Source organism: Serinicoccus marinus DSM 15273 (genome assembly GCF_008386315.1).
Classification (GTDB): domain Bacteria; phylum Actinomycetota; class Actinomycetes; order Actinomycetales; family Dermatophilaceae; genus Ornithinicoccus; species Ornithinicoccus marinus.
This window is the reverse complement of sequence record NZ_CP043808.1, coordinates 1,766,200-1,785,006: the sequence shown is the minus strand read 5'-3', so window position 1 is coordinate 1,785,006 and position 18,807 is coordinate 1,766,200. Positions and strand designations below refer to the sequence as shown.

The 18,807-nt window shown below is 72.4% G+C and carries 14 protein-coding genes and 2 pseudogenes; 11 read left to right on the top strand and 5 right to left on the bottom strand.

Annotated features, from left to right (window positions below):
- Positions 1-4: 4 nt before the first annotated feature.
- The 9 genes and pseudogenes from uvrC (at position 5) to FU792_RS08370 (ending at position 8,872) form a co-directional block, all read left to right on the top strand.
- A pseudogene (uvrC, locus tag FU792_RS08410) lies at positions 5-1,916 on the top strand (excinuclease ABC subunit UvrC).
- Complete coding sequence (rapZ, locus tag FU792_RS08405) at positions 1,913-2,893, top strand: RNase adapter RapZ (protein WP_237739985.1); 981 nt, start codon at positions 1,913-1,915, stop codon at positions 2,891-2,893. The pseudogene uvrC and the gene rapZ overlap by 4 nt, the downstream one beginning before the upstream one ends.
- Positions 2,890-3,852 carry a gluconeogenesis factor YvcK family protein gene (locus FU792_RS08400; RefSeq protein WP_022924053.1) on the top strand — a complete coding sequence of 321 codons (963 nt, stop codon included), beginning with the start codon at positions 2,890-2,892 and terminating at the stop codon, positions 3,850-3,852. The genes rapZ and FU792_RS08400 overlap by 4 nt, the downstream gene beginning before the upstream one ends.
- A 92-nt stretch (positions 3,853-3,944) precedes the next feature.
- Positions 3,945-4,925 carry a DNA-binding protein WhiA gene (gene whiA / locus FU792_RS08395; RefSeq protein ID WP_028130833.1) on the top strand — a complete coding sequence of 327 codons (981 nt, stop codon included), beginning with the start codon at positions 3,945-3,947 and terminating at the stop codon, positions 4,923-4,925.
- A 126-nt stretch (positions 4,926-5,051) separates the two neighbouring features.
- The gene (gene gap, locus FU792_RS08390; protein WP_022924051.1) at positions 5,052-6,056 is read left to right on the top strand and encodes a type I glyceraldehyde-3-phosphate dehydrogenase; all 1,005 of its coding nucleotides are present in this window, start codon (positions 5,052-5,054) and stop codon (positions 6,054-6,056) included.
- Positions 6,056-7,273, top strand: coding sequence for a phosphoglycerate kinase (locus tag FU792_RS08385; protein ID WP_022924050.1), 1,218 nt, complete (start codon positions 6,056-6,058; stop codon positions 7,271-7,273). Before gap ends, FU792_RS08385 begins: the two co-directional genes overlap by 1 nt.
- Position 7,274: 1 nt before the next feature.
- The gene (gene tpiA, locus FU792_RS08380) at positions 7,275-8,072 is read left to right on the top strand and encodes a triose-phosphate isomerase (protein ID WP_028130832.1); all 798 of its coding nucleotides are present in this window, start codon (positions 7,275-7,277) and stop codon (positions 8,070-8,072) included.
- Between the two features lie 113 nt (positions 8,073-8,185).
- Complete coding sequence (gene secG, locus FU792_RS08375; protein WP_022924048.1) at positions 8,186-8,428, top strand: preprotein translocase subunit SecG; 243 nt, start codon at positions 8,186-8,188, stop codon at positions 8,426-8,428.
- Positions 8,429-8,515: 87 nt separating this feature from the next.
- Positions 8,516-8,872 carry an RNA polymerase-binding protein RbpA gene (locus FU792_RS08370; protein WP_028130831.1) on the top strand — a complete coding sequence of 119 codons (357 nt, stop codon included), beginning with the start codon at positions 8,516-8,518 and terminating at the stop codon, positions 8,870-8,872.
- Positions 8,873-8,897: 25 nt separating this feature from the next.
- Here the strand turns inward: FU792_RS08370 and FU792_RS08365 are convergent, their stop codons facing one another.
- From FU792_RS08365 to tkt, 5 genes and pseudogenes are all read right to left on the bottom strand, one after another.
- Entirely contained in the window at positions 8,898-10,019 is a 1,122-nt protein-coding gene (locus tag FU792_RS08365) for a glucose-6-phosphate dehydrogenase assembly protein OpcA (protein ID WP_022924046.1), read from the bottom strand.
- Positions 10,016-11,568 (bottom strand): annotated as a pseudogene (gene zwf / locus FU792_RS08360) (glucose-6-phosphate dehydrogenase). Before zwf ends, FU792_RS08365 begins: the two are co-directional and overlap by 4 nt.
- A complete protein-coding gene (locus FU792_RS08355) occupies positions 11,565-13,196 on the bottom strand; it encodes a glucose-6-phosphate isomerase (RefSeq protein WP_022924044.1) in 1,632 nt (543 codons plus the stop codon). Before FU792_RS08355 ends, zwf begins: the two are co-directional and overlap by 4 nt.
- Entirely contained in the window at positions 13,193-14,338 is a 1,146-nt protein-coding gene (gene tal, locus FU792_RS08350; protein WP_022924043.1) for a transaldolase, read from the bottom strand. The genes FU792_RS08355 and tal overlap by 4 nt, the downstream gene beginning before the upstream one ends.
- A 46-nt stretch (positions 14,339-14,384) precedes the next feature.
- Entirely contained in the window at positions 14,385-16,586 is a 2,202-nt protein-coding gene (gene tkt / locus FU792_RS08345) for a transketolase (RefSeq protein WP_022924042.1), read from the bottom strand.
- Between the two features lie 219 nt (positions 16,587-16,805).
- Between tkt and FU792_RS08340 the strand changes: the two genes are divergently transcribed.
- Together FU792_RS08340 and FU792_RS08335 are read left to right on the top strand one after the other, a co-directional pair.
- The gene (locus FU792_RS08340) at positions 16,806-17,774 is read left to right on the top strand and encodes a heme o synthase (protein WP_033418495.1); all 969 of its coding nucleotides are present in this window, start codon (positions 16,806-16,808) and stop codon (positions 17,772-17,774) included.
- Entirely contained in the window at positions 17,771-18,772 is a 1,002-nt protein-coding gene (locus FU792_RS08335; protein ID WP_022924040.1) for a COX15/CtaA family protein, read from the top strand. The genes FU792_RS08340 and FU792_RS08335 overlap by 4 nt, the downstream gene beginning before the upstream one ends.
- Positions 18,773-18,807 lie beyond the last annotated feature (35 nt).

The following is an 18,807-nucleotide window of genomic DNA, read 5'->3' as shown; positions in this document are numbered from 1 at the left end:
ATCCGTGGCTGACCCGCAGTCCTACCGTCCCCGACCCGGCGAGATCCCCACCGACCCCGGGGTGTACCGCTTCCGGGACCAGCACGACCGCGTGATCTACGTGGGCAAGGCGCGCTCGCTGCGGTCCCGGCTCACGTCCTACTTCCAGGACCTGTCCGCGCTGCACCCCCGGACCCGGCAGATGGTGACGACCGGTGCCCGCGTGGACTGGACCGTCGTGCGCAACGAGGTCGAGGCGCTCCAGCTCGAGTACTCCTGGATCAAGGAGTTCGACCCGCGCTTCAACGTCAAGTACCGCGACGACAAGTCCTACCCCTACCTCGCCGTCACCCTGGGCGAGGAGTTCCCCCGGGCCCAGGTCATGCGCGGCACCAAGCGACCCGGGACCCGCTACTTCGGCCCCTACACGCACGCCTGGGCCATCCGCGAGACGCTGGACACCCTGCTCCGCGTCTTCCCGGTCCGCACCTGCTCGGCCGGCGTCTTCCGGCGGGCCGGTCAGGTCGGCCGCCCGTGCCTGCTCGGCTACATCGACAAGTGCTCGGCGCCGTGCGTCGGCCGGGTCGACGCCGAGGAGCACCGGCAGATCGCCGAGGACTTCAGCGCCTTCATGGCCGGTGACAGCGCTCGCTTCGTCAAGGACCTGGAGGAGCGGATGCGCCGGGCCTCGGCCGAGCTGGACTTCGAGACCGCCGCCCGGCTGCGGGACGACGTCGGGGCCCTGCGCCGGGCGCTCGAGCGGTCCGCGGTCGTGCTGCCGGACGCCACCGATGCAGACGTGTATGCCCTTGCCGACGACGAGCTGGAGGTCGCGGTGCAGGTCTTCCATGTGCGGGGTGGCCGGATCCGCGGGCAGCGTGGCTGGGTCAGCGAGAAGGGGGCCGAGGACCTCCCGGACATCGTCGAGCACCTGCTGCAGCAGGTCTACGGCGGCGAGCGCGGCGACGAGGTGCCCCGCGAGGTCCTCGTGCCCGTGCTGCCGTCGGGCGTCGAGGACGTCGCCGCCTGGCTCGGCGGGCTGCGGGGCGCACGCGTCTCGGTCCGGGTGCCGCGCCGCGGCGACAAGCGCACCCTCATGGAGACCGTGGGGCGCAACGCCCAGCAGGCGCTGGCCCGGCACAAGGTGGCCCGGTCCGGCGACCTGACGCTGCGCTCGCAGGCACTGCAGGAGCTGCAGGAGGTCCTCGAGCTGGACGACGCCCCGCTGCGGATCGAGTCCTTCGACATCAGCCACGTCCAGGGCAGCGACGTCGTCGGGTCGATGGTCGTCTTCGAGGACGGCCTGCCGCGCAAGGGCGAGTACCGCCGCTTCATCGTGCGCGAGGGCACCGGGGACGACACGGCGGCGATGCACGAGGTGCTGACCCGACGCTTCCGGCACCTGTCGCAGGCGCCGCCCCCCGCGCGACGACGACGGCCGCCCCGCCAAGTTCGCCTACCCTCCCAACCTCGTGGTCGTCGACGGTGGTCTGCCCCAGGTCCGGGCCGCGCAGGAGGCGCTGAGCGCGGTCGGTGTCACGGACGTCAACGTCGTGGGGCTCGCCAAGCGGCTCGAGGAGGTCTGGAGCGCTGATCAGGAGTTCCCGGTCGTCCTGCCCCGGACGAGCGAGGCCCTCTACCTGCTGCAACGGGTGCGGGACGAGGCGCACCGCTTCGCCAACACCTTCCACCGGCAACGCCGCTCCCGCAGCATGACCAGCAGCGCGCTCGACGGCATACCCGGGCTCGGCCCCGCCCGGCAGCAGGCGCTGCTGCGTCACCTCGGCTCGGTGAAGGCGGTCCGCGCGGCCAGCGTCGAGCAGCTGCAGGAGGTCCCCGGGGTCGGTCCGTCCCTGGCGGCGGTGGTCCACGAGCGGCTCGCGGGCGAGAGTGTCGCCCCGGCCGTTAACCTGAGCACCGGAGAGGTCCTGGAATGAGCCCCGGACGGCCGAACGGGACGGAGCGGGAGATGACGGACGGGAGGACGGACGTGACCGGACGGCGCATCGACCTGGGGGAGCAGCCACCGGTCCCGCCCGGAGCGGTCGGGCGCTCGGACGTCGTCATCCTCACCGGGATGTCGGGTGCGGGTCGGACGACGGCCGGTGACGTGCTGGAGGACCGCGGCTGGTACGTCGTGGACAACCTGCCGCCGGCGATGATCGTGCGGTTGATGGACCTCACCGCCGACGACCCGCAGCGGCAACGCGTCGCCGTCGTCGCGGACGTGCGCAGCCGGGACTTCACCAACGAGCTCGCCGGGGCGCTGCAGACGCTCGGCGAGCGCGGCTGGCGCCCCCGGGTGGTCTTCGTGGACTCCTCCGACGAGACCCTGGTGCGGCGCTTCGAGGCCGTCCGTCGCCCGCACCCGCTGCAGGGGGAGGGGCTGCTCCTCGACGGCATCCGCCGGGAGCGGCGCATGCTCGGCGACATCCGGTCGGACGCGGACCTCGTCCTCGACACCTCCAACTACAACGTGCACGAGCTGGCGGCCAAGATCGACGCGCTGCTCGGCGGGGACGCCGACGTGCGGCTGCGGCTGGCGATCATGGCCTTCGGCTTCAAGTACGGCATCCCCCTGGACGCCGACGTCGTCCTCGACCTGCGGTTCCTGCCCAACCCGTACTGGAACCCCGAGCTGCGCCCGCACACGGGCAGGGACGCCCCGGTGCGCGACTTCGTCCTCGGGCAGGACCTGGCGCAGGAGTACATCCGGCACGCGGAGCACCTGCTGCGCACCGCCGTGCAGGGCTATCTCGCCGAGGGACGCCGCTACGTCACGGTGGCCGTGGGCTGCACCGGCGGCAAGCACCGTTCGGTGGCGACCGCGGAGGAGCTGACCCGTCGGCTGGCCGACCTGCAGGAGCAGGACGTGCAGATCTCGACCTTCCACCGCGACCTGGGGCGTGAGTGAGCGGCCGCCGGGTGGTGGCGCTGGGCGGCGGGCACGGGCTGGCCGCCTCGTTGCAGGCGCTGCGTCACCTGACCGAGGCGATCACCGCGGTCGTCACGGTCGCCGACGACGGGGGCTCCAGCGGCAGGCTGCGTCAGGAGTTCGACATCCTGCCGCCGGGTGACCTGCGCATGGCCCTGGCCGCGCTCTGCGAGGACACCGCGTGGGGTCACCAGTGGTCGGCCGTGCTGCAGCACCGCTTCCGCGGCGAGGGGGAGCTGTCCGGTCACGCCCTGGGCAACCTGCTCATCATGGCGCTGTGGGACCTCCGGCCCCAGGAGCAGGTGCGGGGTCTCGACCTCGTGGGGCGGCTGCTCAACACCCGCGGGCGGGTCCTGCCGATGGCGCTGGAGCCGCTGGAGATCGAGGCGGAGATGCAGGACGCGGGACCGACCGGCGAGGGCGGCATCAGCACCGTTCGCGGCCAGTCCACGGTGGCGCGGCACCCCGGCACGGTCCGGTCCATCCGGCTCATCCCGGAGGCGCCACGCGCCTGCCCCGAGGCGCTGGAGTCGATCAAGCTGGCCGACCTCGTCGTCCTCGGGCCGGGCTCCTGGTTCACCTCCGTCATGCCGCACCTGCTCGTCCCCGAGCTGCGGCAGGCGCTGTGCGAGACCCCCGCGCGCCGGATCCTCACGCTCAACGTCAGCCTCAGCGACGACGAGGCCAGCGGCTACACCCTCGCCGAGCACGTCGCGGCGGTCGCGGCGCACGCGCCGGACCTGAGCTTCGACCACGTCATCGCCGACCCGCAGGTCGCCCGCACCGAGGCCGAGGGAGCAGCGCTGGAGGCCGCGGTGGAGGGCCTGGGCGCGAGCCTGGTCCTCACGACGGTCGGCAAGCCGAACCGCCCGGGCGTGCACGACACCCTGCGTCTCGCGGCGGCCTACCGGGACGTCATGGCGGAGCAGGGGCTGTGAGCGCCGCACCGCTACCAGAAGGTAGCCTTCCGGGGTCCTCGGGGGATTGGACCCCGGGGAGCACCACTGCCCGACCCAGGAGGATGACTGCCGTGGCGATGACCGCGAAGGTCAAGGACGAGCTCAGCAGACTCCCCGTCAGCAGGACCTGCTGCCGCAAGGCGGAGGTCTCGACCATGCTCCGCTTCGCCGGTGGCCTGCACATCGTCGGTGGTCGCATCGTCATCGAGGCGGAGCTGGACACCGCGCAGAGCGCCCGTCGGCTGCGCACCTTCATGGCCGAGGTCTACGGCTCCAGCAGCGAGCTGATGGTCATGAGCCCCGGGGGCCTGCGCAAGCAGACGCGCTACGTCGTCCGCGCGACCTCCGACGGCGAGTCCCTCGCCCGCCAGACCGGTCTCATCGACCACCGCGGCCGGCCCGTCCGCGGGCTGCCGCCACGCGTGGTGGGCGCCGCGGTCTGCGACTCGGAGGCCGCGTGGCGCGGAGCCTTCATCGCGCACGGGTCGATCACCGAGCCCGGACGGTCCTCGGCGCTCGAGGTGACCTGCCCGGGGCCGGAGGCGGCCCTGGCGCTGGTCGGCGCCGCCCGTCGGCTCGGCATCCAGGCCAAGGCCCGCGAGGTGCGCGGCGTGGACCGCGTGGTGATCCGGGACGGCGACGCCATCGGGGCGATGCTGACCCGGCTGGGGGCCCACGACGCCGTCCTGGCCTGGGAGGAGCGGCGGATGCGGCGCGAGGTGCGGGCCACGGCGAACCGGCTCGCCAACTTCGACGACGCCAACCTGCGCCGCTCGGCGCGGGCCGCCGTGGCCGCCGGCGCGCGGGTGGAGCGGGCGATGGAGATCCTCGGCGACGACGTCCCCGAGCACCTCCGGGTCGCCGGCACCCTGCGGCTGGAGCACAAGCAGGCCAGCCTCGAGGAGCTCGGACAGCTGGCGGACCCGCCGATGACCAAGGACGCCGTCGCAGGCCGGATCCGCCGGCTGCTGGCGATGGCCGACAAGCGCGCCGAGGAGCTCGGGATCGAGGGGACCGAGGCCAACATCACCCCGGACATGCTCGAGGACTGACGCTACGTCATACCGATGTGGTGCGGGCCTGCTCTGCCCGCTAGGTTGGGGGTAGGACGACGGCGTCTGACACGTGCGGCGCGCACCCGGCGGGCCGCGAACCACCAGCATCGAGGAAGGGTTTCCATGACCGTTCGCGTAGGAATCAACGGCTTCGGACGCATCGGCCGCAACTTCATGCGGGCCGTGCTGGCCTCCAGGGCGGACGTCGAGATCGTCGGCGTCAACGACCTGACCGACAACGCGACCCTGGCCCACCTACTCAAGTACGACTCCATCCTGGGCCGCCTGGACGTCGAGGTGACCAGCTCCGAGGACGAGATCAGCGTCGACGGCAAGGCGTTCAAGGCCTTCGCGGAGAAGGACCCGGCCGCCCTGCCCTGGGGCGACCTGGGCGCCGACGTCGTGGTCGAGTCCACCGGCATCTTCACCGACGCCACCACGGCCAAGGCGCACCTGGACGCCGGCGCCAAGAAGGTCATCATCTCCGCGCCCGCCAAGAACGAGGACATCACCATCGTGATGGGCGTCAACGAGAAGGACTACGACCCCGCGAGCCACGACATCATCTCCAACGCCTCCTGCACCACGAACTGCCTCGCGCCGATGGCCAAGGTGCTCAACGACGAGTTCGGCATCGTCAAGGGCCTGATGACCACCATCCACGCTTACACCGCGGACCAGAACCTGCAGGACGGGCCGCACAAGGACCTGCGCCGCGCCCGGGCCGCCGCGCTCAACATCGTCCCGACCAAGACCGGTGCCGCCCAGGCGGTCGCGCTCGTCCTGCCCGAGCTCAAGGGCAAGTTCGACGGGTATGCCCTGCGCGTCCCGGTCCCGACCGGCTCGGCCACCGACCTCACCTTCCAGGCCTCCCGCGAGGTCACGGTCGAGGAGGTCAACGCCGCGCTGAAGAAGGCGGCCGACGGCGAGCTCAAGGGCATCCTCACCTACACCGAGGACCCGATCGTCTCCAAGGACATCGAGACCGATCCCGCGTCCTGCATCTTCGACTCCGGCCTGACCAAGGTCATCGGGGACCAGGTCAAGGTCGTCGGGTGGTACGACAACGAGTGGGGCTACTCCAACCGCCTCGTGGACCTCGTTGCGCTGGTGGGCAGCTCGCTCTGATGCGCACGATCGATCAGCTCAGCGACGACCTCGGCGGGCTGGCGGGTCGCACCGTGCTGGTGCGCAGCGACCTCAACGTGCCGCTCGACGGTCAGGAGATCACCGACGACGGGCGGGTGCGCGCCTCGGTGCCCACGATCGAGCGGCTGGCCCGCGAGGGCGCCCGGGTCGTGGTCTGCGCCCACCTCGGCCGCCCCAAGGGTGCGCCCGAGGCGAAGTACTCCCTGGCCCCGGTGGCGACCCGCCTCGACGAGCTCCTCGACGACGACATCACCGTGTCCTTCGTCGAGGAGACGGTCGGGGACCGCGCCACCGCCGCAGTGGAGGCCCTGGGGGACGGCGACGTCCTGGTCCTGGAGAACCTCCGGTTCAACCCCGGTGAGACCGCCAAGACGGACGAGGAACGGGCCGACTTCGCCCAGGCGCTGGCCGGCCTGGCCGACGGCTTCGTGTCGGACGGCTTCGGCGTGGTCCACCGGGCCCAGGCCTCGGTCTACGACGTGCCGCGGCTGCTGCCACACGCCGCCGGCGGGCTCGTCGTCTCCGAGGTCGAGGTCATGCGCACCCTCCGTGAGGACCCGCGCCGCCCGTATGCGGTGATCCTCGGCGGCGCCAAGGTCAGCGACAAGCTCGGCGTCATCGAGTCGCTCATCGCGGTCGCTGACCGGCTGCTCATCGGTGGCGGCATGGTCTTCACCTTCCTCAAGGCCCAGGGGCACGAGGTCGGGACCAGCCTGCTGGAGGAGGACCAGGTCGAGACGGTCAAGGGCTACCTGGAGACCGCGGCCGAGCGGGGCGTCGAGATCGTCCTGCCGACCGACGTGGTCGTCGCCGACAGCTTCTCGGCCGACGCCGCCCACGAGGTGGTGCCGGCGGACGCGATGCCGGCCGACCGGATGGGGCTGGACATCGGCCCGGACTCCGAGGAGCTCTTCGTGGGCCGGCTGGCCGACGCGCAGACCATCTTCTGGAACGGCCCGATGGGCGCCTTCGAGATGGCGCCCTTCGCCTCGGGCACGAAGGCGGTGGCGCAGGCCCTGGTCGACCGGACCTCCGCCGGTGCCCTGACGGTGGTCGGCGGAGGGGACTCCGCCGCCGCCGTCCGGGACTTCGGGCACACCGAGGACGACTTCGGACACATCTCCACCGGCGGTGGGGCGAGCCTGGAGTACCTCGAGGGCAAGGACCTTCCCGGACTGTCGGTGCTGGAGGACTGAGATGAGCGCACGCACCCCGCTGATGGCGGGCAACTGGAAGATGAACCTGGACCACCTCCAGGCCACCCACCACGTGCAGAAGCTGGACTGGACCCTGCGCGACGGCCGGCACGACCACGCCGCCGTCGAGGTCGTGGTGCTCCCGCCGTTCACCGACCTGCGCTCGGTGCAGACCCTGGTACAGGGGGACCAGCTCGCGCTGGGCTACGGCGGCCAGGACCTGAGCCCGCACGACGAGGGCGCGTACACCGGGGACATCTCCGGCGCCTTCCTCGCCAAGCTGGGCTGCACCTACGTCGTCGTGGGGCACAGCGAGCGGCGCGAGGGCCACGCCGAGTCCGACGAGCTCGTCGGGTCCAAGGTGCGGGCCGCCCTGCGCCACGGTCTGACGCCGATCCTGTGCGTCGGCGAGGCGCTGGAGGTGCGGCAGGCCGGCACCCATGTCGAGCACGTGGTGGGTCAGCTGCGGGCCGCCCTCGCCGACCTCGACGCCGAGCAGGTCTCCCGCACGGTCGTGGCCTACGAGCCGGTGTGGGCCATCGGCACCGGTGAGGTGGCCACCCCGGACGACGCGCAGGAGGTCTGCGCGGCGGTCCGGGAGACCGTGGCCGAGCTGGTCGGCCGGTCGGTGGCCGACGGTGTGCGGGTGCTCTACGGCGGATCGGTCAAGCCGGGCAACGTCGCCGAGATCATGGCGCGCCCCGACATCGACGGCGCCCTCGTGGGCGGTGCGTCGCTGTCGGTGGACGACTTCGCGTCCATCTGCCGCTACCAGCAGCACGCCGGCGCGGGCGGCTGAGCGGCATCCGAGTGTCGGCGGGGCACCGCTGCGTCGGTTAGGCTGTCTGGTGCTCCGCGAGCCGTCTCGCGGAGCACCAGACTTCCGACCGTTCGACGACAAGGTGTGCCCACGTGGAGTTCGTCCGCTGGTTCCTGGACGCCCTGCTGGTGGTCACCAGCTGCTTCCTGGTGCTGCTCATCCTCATGCACAAGGGCCGCGGTGGTGGCATGTCCGACATGTTCGGCGGTGGCATGAGCAGCAGCCTGGGCGGGAGCTCGGTCGCCGAGCGCAACCTGAACCGCATCACCGTGGCGATGGCCCTGGTGTGGGTGTCGGTCATCGTCGGCCTCGGCGTGCTCGTCCGGTTCAGCTGAGCTCCCCCCTGCGGGGGAGGAAGGTCGCGCGTCGGGGGTAGGGTGGTGCTCGTCCGCACCCGGTCGGCTCTGAAGGACGAGGCAGCCATGGTCAACACGAACGCCATCCGCGGCTCGCGCGTGGGGTCCGGCCCCATGGGGGAGAGCGAGCGCGGGGACGCCGCGCCACGGGTCAGGGTCAGCTTCTGGTGCGCCAACGGCCACGAGACCCGGCCGAGCTTCGCGCAGGACGGGGAGGTGGAGGTGCCGGACGTGTGGGACTGCCCCCGGTGCGGGCTTCCTGCCGGCCAGGACCGAGCCACCCCGCCCGAGGCGCCACGGATCGAGCCCTACAAGACCCACATGGCCTACGTGAAGGAGCGCCGCAGCGACTCCGACGGCGCGGCGCTGCTCGACGAGGCCCTCACCCGCATGCGGGAGCGCGGGGTGGGCGGCGGCCGCTGAGCCGCCACCGACCCGCACCTCGGCCTCAGCCCGAGCCGGTCTCCTCGGTCTCGGCCAGCCCCTCCTGGACGGCCTCCTCCACGGCGGCCGAGTCCGCGCCGTCCGCCGGCTCATCAGCCTTCTGCAGCGACCGGCTGCCCAGCCGCGCCGACCCGCTGCGGTCGACCCGCGCAGGACCAGCGGGGGAGTCGCCCGCCCGGGCAGCCGCCGAGCGGGTTCCGCCCCGCCGGACCCGCGGCAGACCGTCGCACAGGGAACGGGCATACACCTCGTCGGCGTCCAGCCGCCGCAGCTCGGCCGTGAGCGCTCCCGGCACGCTGGGCGTGTGCAGGGCCACGAGGCGTGGCTGGCTCCCGACCATCGACAAGGTGGCCGTGTCGCCCGAGTCGTCCAGCCGCACGAGGTCCACCGGCCCGGCGGTGCGCTCCAGCCGGACGCTCTGCACGCCCGACCCGACGGGGGTGCGGACCCGTTCGACCGAGCAGCGCAGCGACGACGCGAGCCACCCGGCCAGCAGGTCACAGCTCGGGCAGTCGGGCTCGCCTGCCACCACGGCGCGCTGCACCGGCTCGAACGGCTCGCTCTCCAGGGAGGCCGCGAGCAGGGCCCGCCACCGGGTGATCCTCGTCCAGGTGAGGTCGGTGTCACCGGGTCGGTAGTGCTTGGTCCGGCGCCGCAGCTGGGTGCCGGTGGCCGACCCGGCAGCCGCCGCGTCGGTGATGCGGCGGTGCGCCATCTGCCCCAGCGGGTCGCCGGCCACGTCGGCCGGGGCGTCCCCGGGCCACCACGCCACGACGGGGGAGTCGGGGAGCAGCAGCGGTGTGACCACCGAGCTGCCGTGGCGGGTCAGGTCGCCGTAGAGACGGAGCACCACGATCTCGGAGGCACCGGCGTCGCCGCCGACCCGGATCTGGGCGTCCAGCCGCCCGCGGCCGCGCGCGTTGGCGCTCACGACCACGAGGATGCGGGCCGGGTGCTGCCGGGTGGCCTCGCTCGCGACGTCCACGGCCTCCTCCGCGAGCTCCTCGTCGACGACGACCAGCAGGGTCAGCACCCGGCCCATCGCCATGGCCCCGACCTGGTTGCGCAGCCGGACGAGGTTCTTGGCGACGTCCGCCGCGCTGGAGCTGGGCAGGTCCAGGATCATGGGAGCCTCCACTCGCGGCCGTCGCGGCGCATCATCTCGTCCGAACCTGCCGGGCCCCAGGTCCCGGCGGGATAGTCCTCCGGTGCCTCGTCCCTCGCGGCCCAGTGGTCGATGACGGGGTCGAGGATGCGCCAGGACTGCTCGACCTCCTCGTGCCGGGGGAAGAGCGGCGGCTCACCCAGGAGCACGTCGAGGATGAGCCGCTCGTAGGCCTCCGGGCTGGACTCGGTGAACGAGGAGCCGTAGCCGAAGTCCATCGACACGTCGCGGACCTCCATCTGGCTGCCCGGCACCTTGGACCCGAAGCGCATCGTCATCCCCTCGTCCGGCTGGACCCGGATGACGATGGCGTTGGCGCCCAGCTCCTCGGTGGCGGTGGAGCTGAAGGGAAGGTGCGGCGCCCGCCGGAAGACGACCGCGATCTCGGTCACCCGCTTGCCGAGCCGCTTGCCGGTGCGCAGGTAGAACGGCACCCCCGCCCAGCGGCGGGTGCGCACGTCCACCTTGAGAGCGGCATACGTCTCGGTGTGGTTGTCCTCCTTGACGCCGTCCTCGTCGAGGTAGCCCTGCACCTTCTCGGTACCCTGCCACCCGGCGCCGTAGCGTCCGCGGGCGGTCGCCGCGTCGAGGTCCTCGGGGAGGCTCACCGCGGCCAGGACCTTCTCCTTCTCCGCACGGACGGCGTCCGCGGTGAAGGCGACCGGCTCCTCCATCGCCGTGAGGGCGAGGAGCTGCAGGAGGTGGTTCTGAATGACGTCGCGAGCCGCTCCGACCTCGTCGTAGTAGCCGGCACGACCGCCGATGCCGATGTCCTCGGCATGGTGATCTGCACGTGGTCGACGTAGTTGGCGTTCCAGACCGGCTCGAAGAGCTGGTTGGCGAAGCGCAGCGCCAGGATGTTCTGGACCGTCTCCTTGCCGAGGTAGTGGTCGATCCGGAAGACCGAGTCGGGCGGGAAGACGCCCTCGACGATCTCGTTGAGCTCCTGTGCGCTCTGAAGGTCGTGCCCGAAGGGTTTCTCGATGACGACCCGCCGCCAGGTGCCGGGGCTGGGGTCGGACAGCCCGGACTCCTGCAGCTGGGTGCAGACCGCAGCGAACCAGTCCGGGGGGATGGAGAGGTAGAAGGCGTGGTTGCCACCGGTGCCGCGCGCGTCGTCGAGCTCCCGCACGGTCCTTGCGAGGAGCTCGAAGGCATCCGCGTCGTCGAAGGCGCCGGGCACGAATCGGAAGCCCTCGGCCAGTGAGCGCCACACCTCCTCGCGGAACTCGGTACGGGCATACCGGCGTACCGAGTCGTGGACGACCTTCGCGAAGTCCTGGTCCGCCCAGTCGCGGCGGGCGAAGCCGACGAGAGAGAAGCCCGGCGGGAGCAGTCCTCGGTTGGCCAGGTCGTAGATGGCCGGCATGAGCTTCTTGCGCGCAAGGTCGCCGGTCACCCCGAACATCACCATGCTGCACGGCCCGGCGATGCGGGGGAGCCGCTTGTCGTCCGGGTCGCGCAGCGGGTTGGTGTCAGCGGTGACGGGGGCGGGGGAGGAGCCGCTCACCGGGCGAGCACGGAGCGGAGCTGAGCCAGCCCCTGCTCCTGGTCGGTCAGGTGCAGCCGCAGGATCGGGCGTCCGTGGTCGGACAGCACCGCGGCGTCGCCGGCGGCCTGGGCGGCGATGAACTCACCGAAGGTGAAGTCCTTGCCCGGGACCGGCAGGTCCTGGGCGGGAGCACCCGTCACCTGGAGGTAGACACCCTGGGCCGGGCCACCCTTGTGGTACTGACCGGTGGAGTGCAGGAAGCGGGGCCCCCAGCCGAAGGTCACCGGTCGCCCGGTGCGCTCGACCAGGCCGGCCTGCACGTCGGCGAGGTCGGCGTGCTCGACCCGGTCGAGGTAGACCATGACGGCGAGGTAGCCGCTGCGAGGGTCGAGCTGCTCCAGCAGCGCGCTGACCGCACCGTCGAGGGTGTCGACGTCCTGACCCAGCCAGTCACCGCCCCCGGTGCGCACCTCAACCGCACCGTCGGTGACGGCGGCCTCCCCGGCGGCACCTGCACCGTCCTCCATGATCTCCCGGGCGGCCTGCTTGGCGCTCTCGACATCCGGCTGGTCGAAGGGGTTGATCCCGAGCAGGCGGCCGGCGACCGCCGTCGCGACCTCCCAGAGGAGCAGCTGGGCGCCGAGCGAACCGGCGACCTCCACGACGGAGTCCGCGCCCTCGACCGGGGTCGGCTCCTCCTGGTCCTCGGGTGCCAGCACCACCACGGTGCAGTCGTCGGTCGAGCTCAGCCCGGCGGTGGGGGAGTCCCCCGCAGGGGTCACCACCGGGAGGACACCGGTGCCCTGCTTGCCGGTCGACTCGGCGATGAGCTGCTCGGCCCAGTCGGCCAGGCCGGCGATGCCCGATCCGGCATCGGTGAAGAGCAGCTTGTCACGTAGCGGCTGGGTACCGGCGAGGGCGGCGCCCAGGCGCAGCCCCGGGTTGGCCTCGTCATTCTCCGCGAGCAGGTCGGCGACTTCCTCGGCGTCGTCGAGCAGCGCGCCGAGGTCCACCCCGGCCAGGCCGGAGGGCACCAGCCCGAAGGCGGTCAGGGCGGAGTAGCGCCCGCCGACGTCGGGGTCGGCGTTGACGACGCGGTAGCCGTCGGCGCGCGACTGCTCGTCGAGGGGGCTGCCCGGGTCGGTGACCACGACGAGCCGCTCGGTCGGGTTGATGCCGGCCTCGGTGAAGGCGTGCACGAACGCGCGCCGCTGGCTGTCCGTCTCCAGCGTGGAGCCTGACTTGGAGGAGACGACGACCGCCGTGCGCTCCAGACCGTCCTCCAGCGCCGTGCGGACCATGTCGGGGTCAGAGCTGTCGAGCACCACGAGATCCACCCCGGCGGTCCCGGTGATGACCTCGGGCGCCAGGGAGGATCCACCCATGCCGCAGAGCACGATGCGGCTGACGCCGCGCTCGCGCAGCTCCTCGCGCAGTGCCTCGACCTCTCCGACGAGCGGGCGCGAACTGCGGTGCAGTCCGACCCAGGAGAGCCGCTTGGACGCCTCGGACTCGGCCTCGTCACCCCACAGGGTGGCGTCCCGCTCGAACAGCCTGGAGGCGACGCGATCCTGCACCAGGACCGGGAGGTGTCGCTCGACGGCGGCGGCCGCCGCACCGAGGGCCTGGACCGTGAGGGTGCTCATCGGGAGCTCTCCTGACCGTCCTGGGACGTCGCCGCCTTGTCCAGCTCGGCCTGCACGGTGTCGAGCAGCTCGCTCCAGGAGGCCTCGAACTTGTCGACGCCCTCGGCCTCGAGCTGGTCGACGACCTCGGCGTAGGACACGCCCATCCGCTCCAGGTCGTCCAGCACCTGCTGGGCCTGGGCGTAGGAGCCGGACACGGTGTCACCCTCGAGAGCGGCGTGGTCGACCGTGGCCTCGAGCGTCTTGGCCGGCATCGTGTTCACGGTGTGCGGGGCCACGAGACCCGTGACGTACATCGTGTCGGAGTAGTCAGGGTTCTTGACGCCGGTGGAGGCCCACAGCGGCCGCTGCAGGCGGGCGCCGTCGTCGGCGAGGTTCTGCCAGCGCGGGGTGCCGAAGACCTCCTCGAAGGCCTGGTAGGCGAGCCGTGCGTTGGCCAGGCCTGCCCGCCCTCGCAGGGCGAGGGCCTCGTCGGTGCCGATCTCCTCCAGCCGGGAGTCGATCTCCCCGTCGACCCGGGACACGAAGAAGCTGGCCACCGAGTGGATGGTGGACAGGTCCCTGCCCTGCTCCCGGGCCTGCTCGAGCCCGGTGAGGTAGGCGTTCATCACCCCCCGGTAGCGGTCGAGGGAGAAGATGAGGGTGACGTTGACGCTGATGCCGCTGGCCAGCGTCTGCGTGATCGCCGGCAGACCCTCGACGGTGGCGGGGATCTTGATGAACAGGTTCGGCCGGTCGATGGTCTCCCAGAGCTGCTGGGCGATCTGCACGGTCCGCTCGGTGTCCTTGGCGGCACCGGGGTCCACCTCGATGGACACCCGGCCGTCGACGCCGTCGGTGCGGTCGTAGACAGGGCGCAGCACGTCGCAGGCGTCGCGCACGTCGTCGGTGGTCAGGGCGAAGACGGCGTCATCGACGTCGGCGCCGTCGGCGGCGAGCTCGCGCACCTGCTCGGAGTACGCGTCGCCCTCGGCCAGCGCGGACGCGAAGATCGTGGGGTTGGTGGTGACCCCCAGGACGCCGCGGTCCACGTAGGACTGCAGCTCCCCGGAGGAGATCATCGGCCGGTTCAGGTCGTCCAGCCAGACCGAGACCCCGGCGTCGGCCAGGTCGTGGAGGGTGGTGCGGGCGGTGTCAGTCATCTCGCTCCTCAGGTGGTGGTGGGGGGAAGCCGTCGCGTGGTGCCGCTCAGGCGCCGATGGTCTCCGAGCCGCCCTCGTCCGGGACCTCGGCCCCGCCGGGGACCGGCTCGCGGGTGGTGTCGGTGATGGAGTCGCGGGCGGCGGCGACGACCGCGTCGGCGGTGATCCCGAACTCGTCGAAGAGCCGCTGGTAGTCCGCGGAGGCGCCGTAGTGCTCCAGGCTGATGAGCCGCCCGGCGTCGCCGACGACCTCGCGCCAGCCCTGGCCGACGGCGGCCTCGACGCTGACCCGGGCCCGCACGCGCGGCGGGAGCACCTGCTCGCGGTAGGCCCGGTCCTGCTGGGCGAACCACTCGCGGCACGGCATGGACACGACCCGGGTGGCGACCCCGTCGGCCTCGAGCCGCTCGCGCGCCTGGACGGCGAGCTGCACCTCGGACCCGGTGGCCACGAGGATGACCTCCGGCTCGCCGTCGCCCGCCTCCTGAAGCACGTAGGCGCCCCGCGCGGTCCCCTCGGCCGACTCCATGACCTCCCGGTCGAAGACCGGCAGGTTCTGGCGGCTCAGCACCAGCGCGGCGGGGTGGTCCTGGATGCCGAGGACGGTGCGCCAGGCGACGGCCGTCTCGTTGGCGTCCGCGGGGCGGATGACGTCCAGCCCGGGGATGGCCCGCAGCGCGGCCAGGTGCTCCACCGGCTGGTGGGTCGGACCGTCCTCACCGAGGCCGATGCTGTCATGGGTCCACACGTAGACCGGGTTGACCTGCTGGATGGCGGCCAGCCGCAGGCAGGGCCGCATGTAGTCGGAGAAGGTCAGGAAGGTGCCGCCGTAGGGACGGGTGAGGCCTTCCAGGCAGATGCCGTTGAGCATCATGCCCATGGCGTTCTCCCGGATCCCGAAGTGCAGCGTCCGGCCGTACTCGTCGCCGGGGAACATCTCGGTGGCCTTGCCGCTGGGCACGAACGACGGCACGCCCGACATGGTGGTGTTGTTGGACCCGGCCAGGTCGGCCGAGCCTCCCCACAGCTCGGGCATCACGTCGGCGAGCGCGCTCAGCACCTCCCCGGACGCCTTGCGGGTGGCCATGCCCTTCTCGTCCGCCGGGAAGGTGGGGATGGCGTCGTCCAGGCCTTCGGGCAGCTCGTGCCGCTGGAGGCGGTCGAGGAGGGCCGCATTGTCCGGGTGGGCCGAGCGCCACGCCTGGTAGCGCTCCTCCCACGCGGACCGGGCCTGGGCACCCCGCTCGCCCACCTGGCGGGCGTGCTGCAGCACCTCGTCCTCGACGGCAAAGGTGCGCCGGGCGTCGAAGCCGAGCAGCTGCTTGGTTGCCGAGACCTCGTCGGCCCCGAGGGCGGAGCCGTGGGCCGCCCCGGTGTCGCGGGCCTCCGGCGCCGGCCAGGCGATGATGGTGCGCAGCAGCACCAGCGTCGGACGGTCGGTGCGTGCCCGCGCGGCCTGCAGCGCGGCGTACAGCTCGTCGACGTTCTCCGTGTAGGGGGCCTGGGAGCGCCAGTCGACGACCTCGGTGGCCCAGCCGTAGGCCTCGTAGCGCTGGGCGACGTCCTCGCTGAAGGAGATGTCGGTGTCGTCCTCGATGGAGATGAAGTTCTGGTCGTAGATGACCGTGAGGTTGGACAGCTCCTGGTGGCCGGCGAGCGAGCTGGCCTCGGAGGTCACCCCCTCCATGATGTCGCCGTCCGAGGCGATGACCCAGATCTGGTGGTCGAAGGGCGACTCACCGGGCGCGGCGTCCGGGTCGAGCATCCCCCGCTGGCGGCGCTGCGCCATGGCCAGCCCGACGGCGGAGGCCATCCCGGAGCCCAGGGGGCCGGTGGTCATCTCGACGCCGGTCGTGTGGTGCACCTCGGGGTGCCCCGGGGTGGCCGAGCCCCACGTGCGCAGCTGCTGCAGGTCCTCCAGCTGCATGCCGTAGCCGGACAGGTACAGCTGGATGTACTGGGTCAGGGCGGCGTGGCCGGCCGACAGCACGAACCGGTCGCGGCCGAGCCAATGGGGGTCGGCGGGGTCGTGCACCATGACGTTCTGGTAGAGCAGGTAGGCGAGCGGGGCCAGGCTCATGGCGGTGCCCGGGTGCCCGCTGCCGCACTTCTCGACGGCGTCGGCGGCCAAGACGCGGGCGGTGTCGACGGCCCGGACGTCGGCGTCGGTCCAGCCGACCTGCGAGCAGACGGGCCGCGCCAGCGCGCTGTCGCGGCCGGCGGTGTAGGTCTCGGTGGAGGTGGTCACTGGTTCATCTCCTGACGGTGCGGGGGCACGTGACGACGCGGCGCCGCGAGGACGCTCCGGTACACCACGACCATAGTCCCTGGGGGGTCGGGCGCGAGCCGGGCCGCCCCGTCCCGGTCCGCGGCGCGGGCCACCACCCGGGGCGGCTACGATGGACGGTGCGACGCGAGCCCCTGAGCGCTCCTCGCGCGACCCGCACCACGACCGTTGAAGGATGCCGTGACCACGCTCCACCCACGCCCCGCCCGTCCCGGACGGACGCGGCCCGGGCCCGCGGGTCGGGGCGCCCGGCCGTGGCGGCGGGTGGTGGGCGACTACGTCTCACTGACCAAGCCGCGCATCATCGAGCTCCTGCTGGTCACCACCTTCCCGGTGATGTTCCTCGCCGAGCGCGGGGTCCCGCCGATGTGGCTCATCGTGGCCACCCTCGTCGGGGGCACCCTCGCGGCGGCCTCGGCGAACGTCCTCAACTGCTACCTCGACCGCGACATCGACGCGCAGATGCACCGCACCTCCACCCGGCCGCTGGTCACCGGCGCGATCTCGCCGCGCTCCGCGCTCGTCTTCGGCGCCGTCCTGGGGGTGGCCTCCGTTCTGTGGCTGGGGCTGGTCGTCAACTGGCTGTCCGCCTGGCTGGCGCTGGGCGCGATCACGCTCTACGTCGTCTTCTACACCATCGTCCTCAAGCGGCGCACCAGCCAGAACATCGTGTGGGGCGGGGTCGCGGGGTGCATGCCCGTGCTCATCGGCTGGTCGGCGGTCACGGACGGGCTGTCCTGGGCCGCGCTGGTGCTGTTCCTCGTCGTCTTCTTCTGGACGCCGCCGCACTACTGGCCGCTGTCGATGCGCTTCAAGGAGGACTACGCCGCGGCGGGCGTGCCGATGCTCCCGGTGGTCGCCGAGGACATCGCCGTGGGCCGCCAGGTCGTGGTGTACGCCTGGGTCACTGTCCTCACCTCGCTCGTGCTCGTCCCGGTCGCCCCGATGGGATGGGTCTACACCGTCGTCGCAGGGGTCGCCGGCGCGGTCTTCGTCGTGGAGTCGCACCGGCTGCTGGGCCGGGCCCGGGCCGGGGTGACCGGCCCCCCGCTCGGGGCGATGCGGCTGTTCCACTTCTCCATCAGCTACCTCACCCTCCTCTTCCTCGGTGTGGCGGTCGACCCGTTGCTACACCTGCCGCTGACATGAGCACCGCGGGGGAGGGCGGCGCGCGCCGGGTGCTCGGGCGGCTGCTCCCCGACGCCCCGGGGGCCTGGGTCCGTGCCATGGCGTGGGCCTCGCTGCTCGCCAATGCGCTGCTCGTGCTGACCGGCGGTTTGGTGCGGCTCACCGCGAGCGGGCTGGGGTGCCCGACCTGGCCCCGCTGCACGGACGCGTCCTGGACGAACACGCCGGAGATGGGTATGCACGGCGTCATCGAGTTCGGCAACCGCCTGCTGACCTTCGTGCTCGTGGGGGTGGCCGTGCTCACCTTCCTCTCCGTCTGGCGCTCGCGGCGGACGCACCCGGGCCTGTTCGTGCTCGCCCTGGTGATGGCGCTGGGCATACCCGTGCAGGCGGTGCTGGGTGGGATCACCGTCATCACCGGGCTCAACCCCTGGGTGGTCGGGGTGCACTTCCTCGTCTCCGCCGGTCTCATCACGCTCGGCGGGATCCTGGTCGACCGGGCCCGACGGGCGAGCCTGCCGGGCGTCGCCCGGGCCGAACGCCCCGGACAGGTCACCGCAGGACGGCGGACGATGCGGGTGCTCGGGGCGGTCCTCGCCGTCTCGGTGGCCCTGACGGTCTACCTGGGCACCCTGGTGACCGGGACGGGACCGCACTCCGGCGACTCCGGCGACGTCGCGCGCCACACCTTCGACGCCTACCTCGTGACCCGCGCGCACGCGGTGCCGGTCTACGTCCTCGTCGCGACCTCGTTCCTGACCCTGGCGCTGGCGGTGCGTGCCGGCTGGCCCCGCCCGGTGCGACGGATGCTGCTCCTGCTGGTGGTCCTCGTGGTCGCACAGGGGGCGGTGGGCTACTACCAGTTCTTCACCGGGCTGCCCGTCGTGGCCGTCGCCGTCCACCTCGTCGGGGCGGCCGCGCTGTGCGCGGTCACCGCGATGACCGTGGAGAAGATGTATGCCGTCAGCGCGGTCCCGCAGCCGAGCCGCAGCAGCGGCGACCTCGTGGCCTCCCGGTGAGCGGGGCCGTGAGCGGGGCGGCAGGACCGGACGCA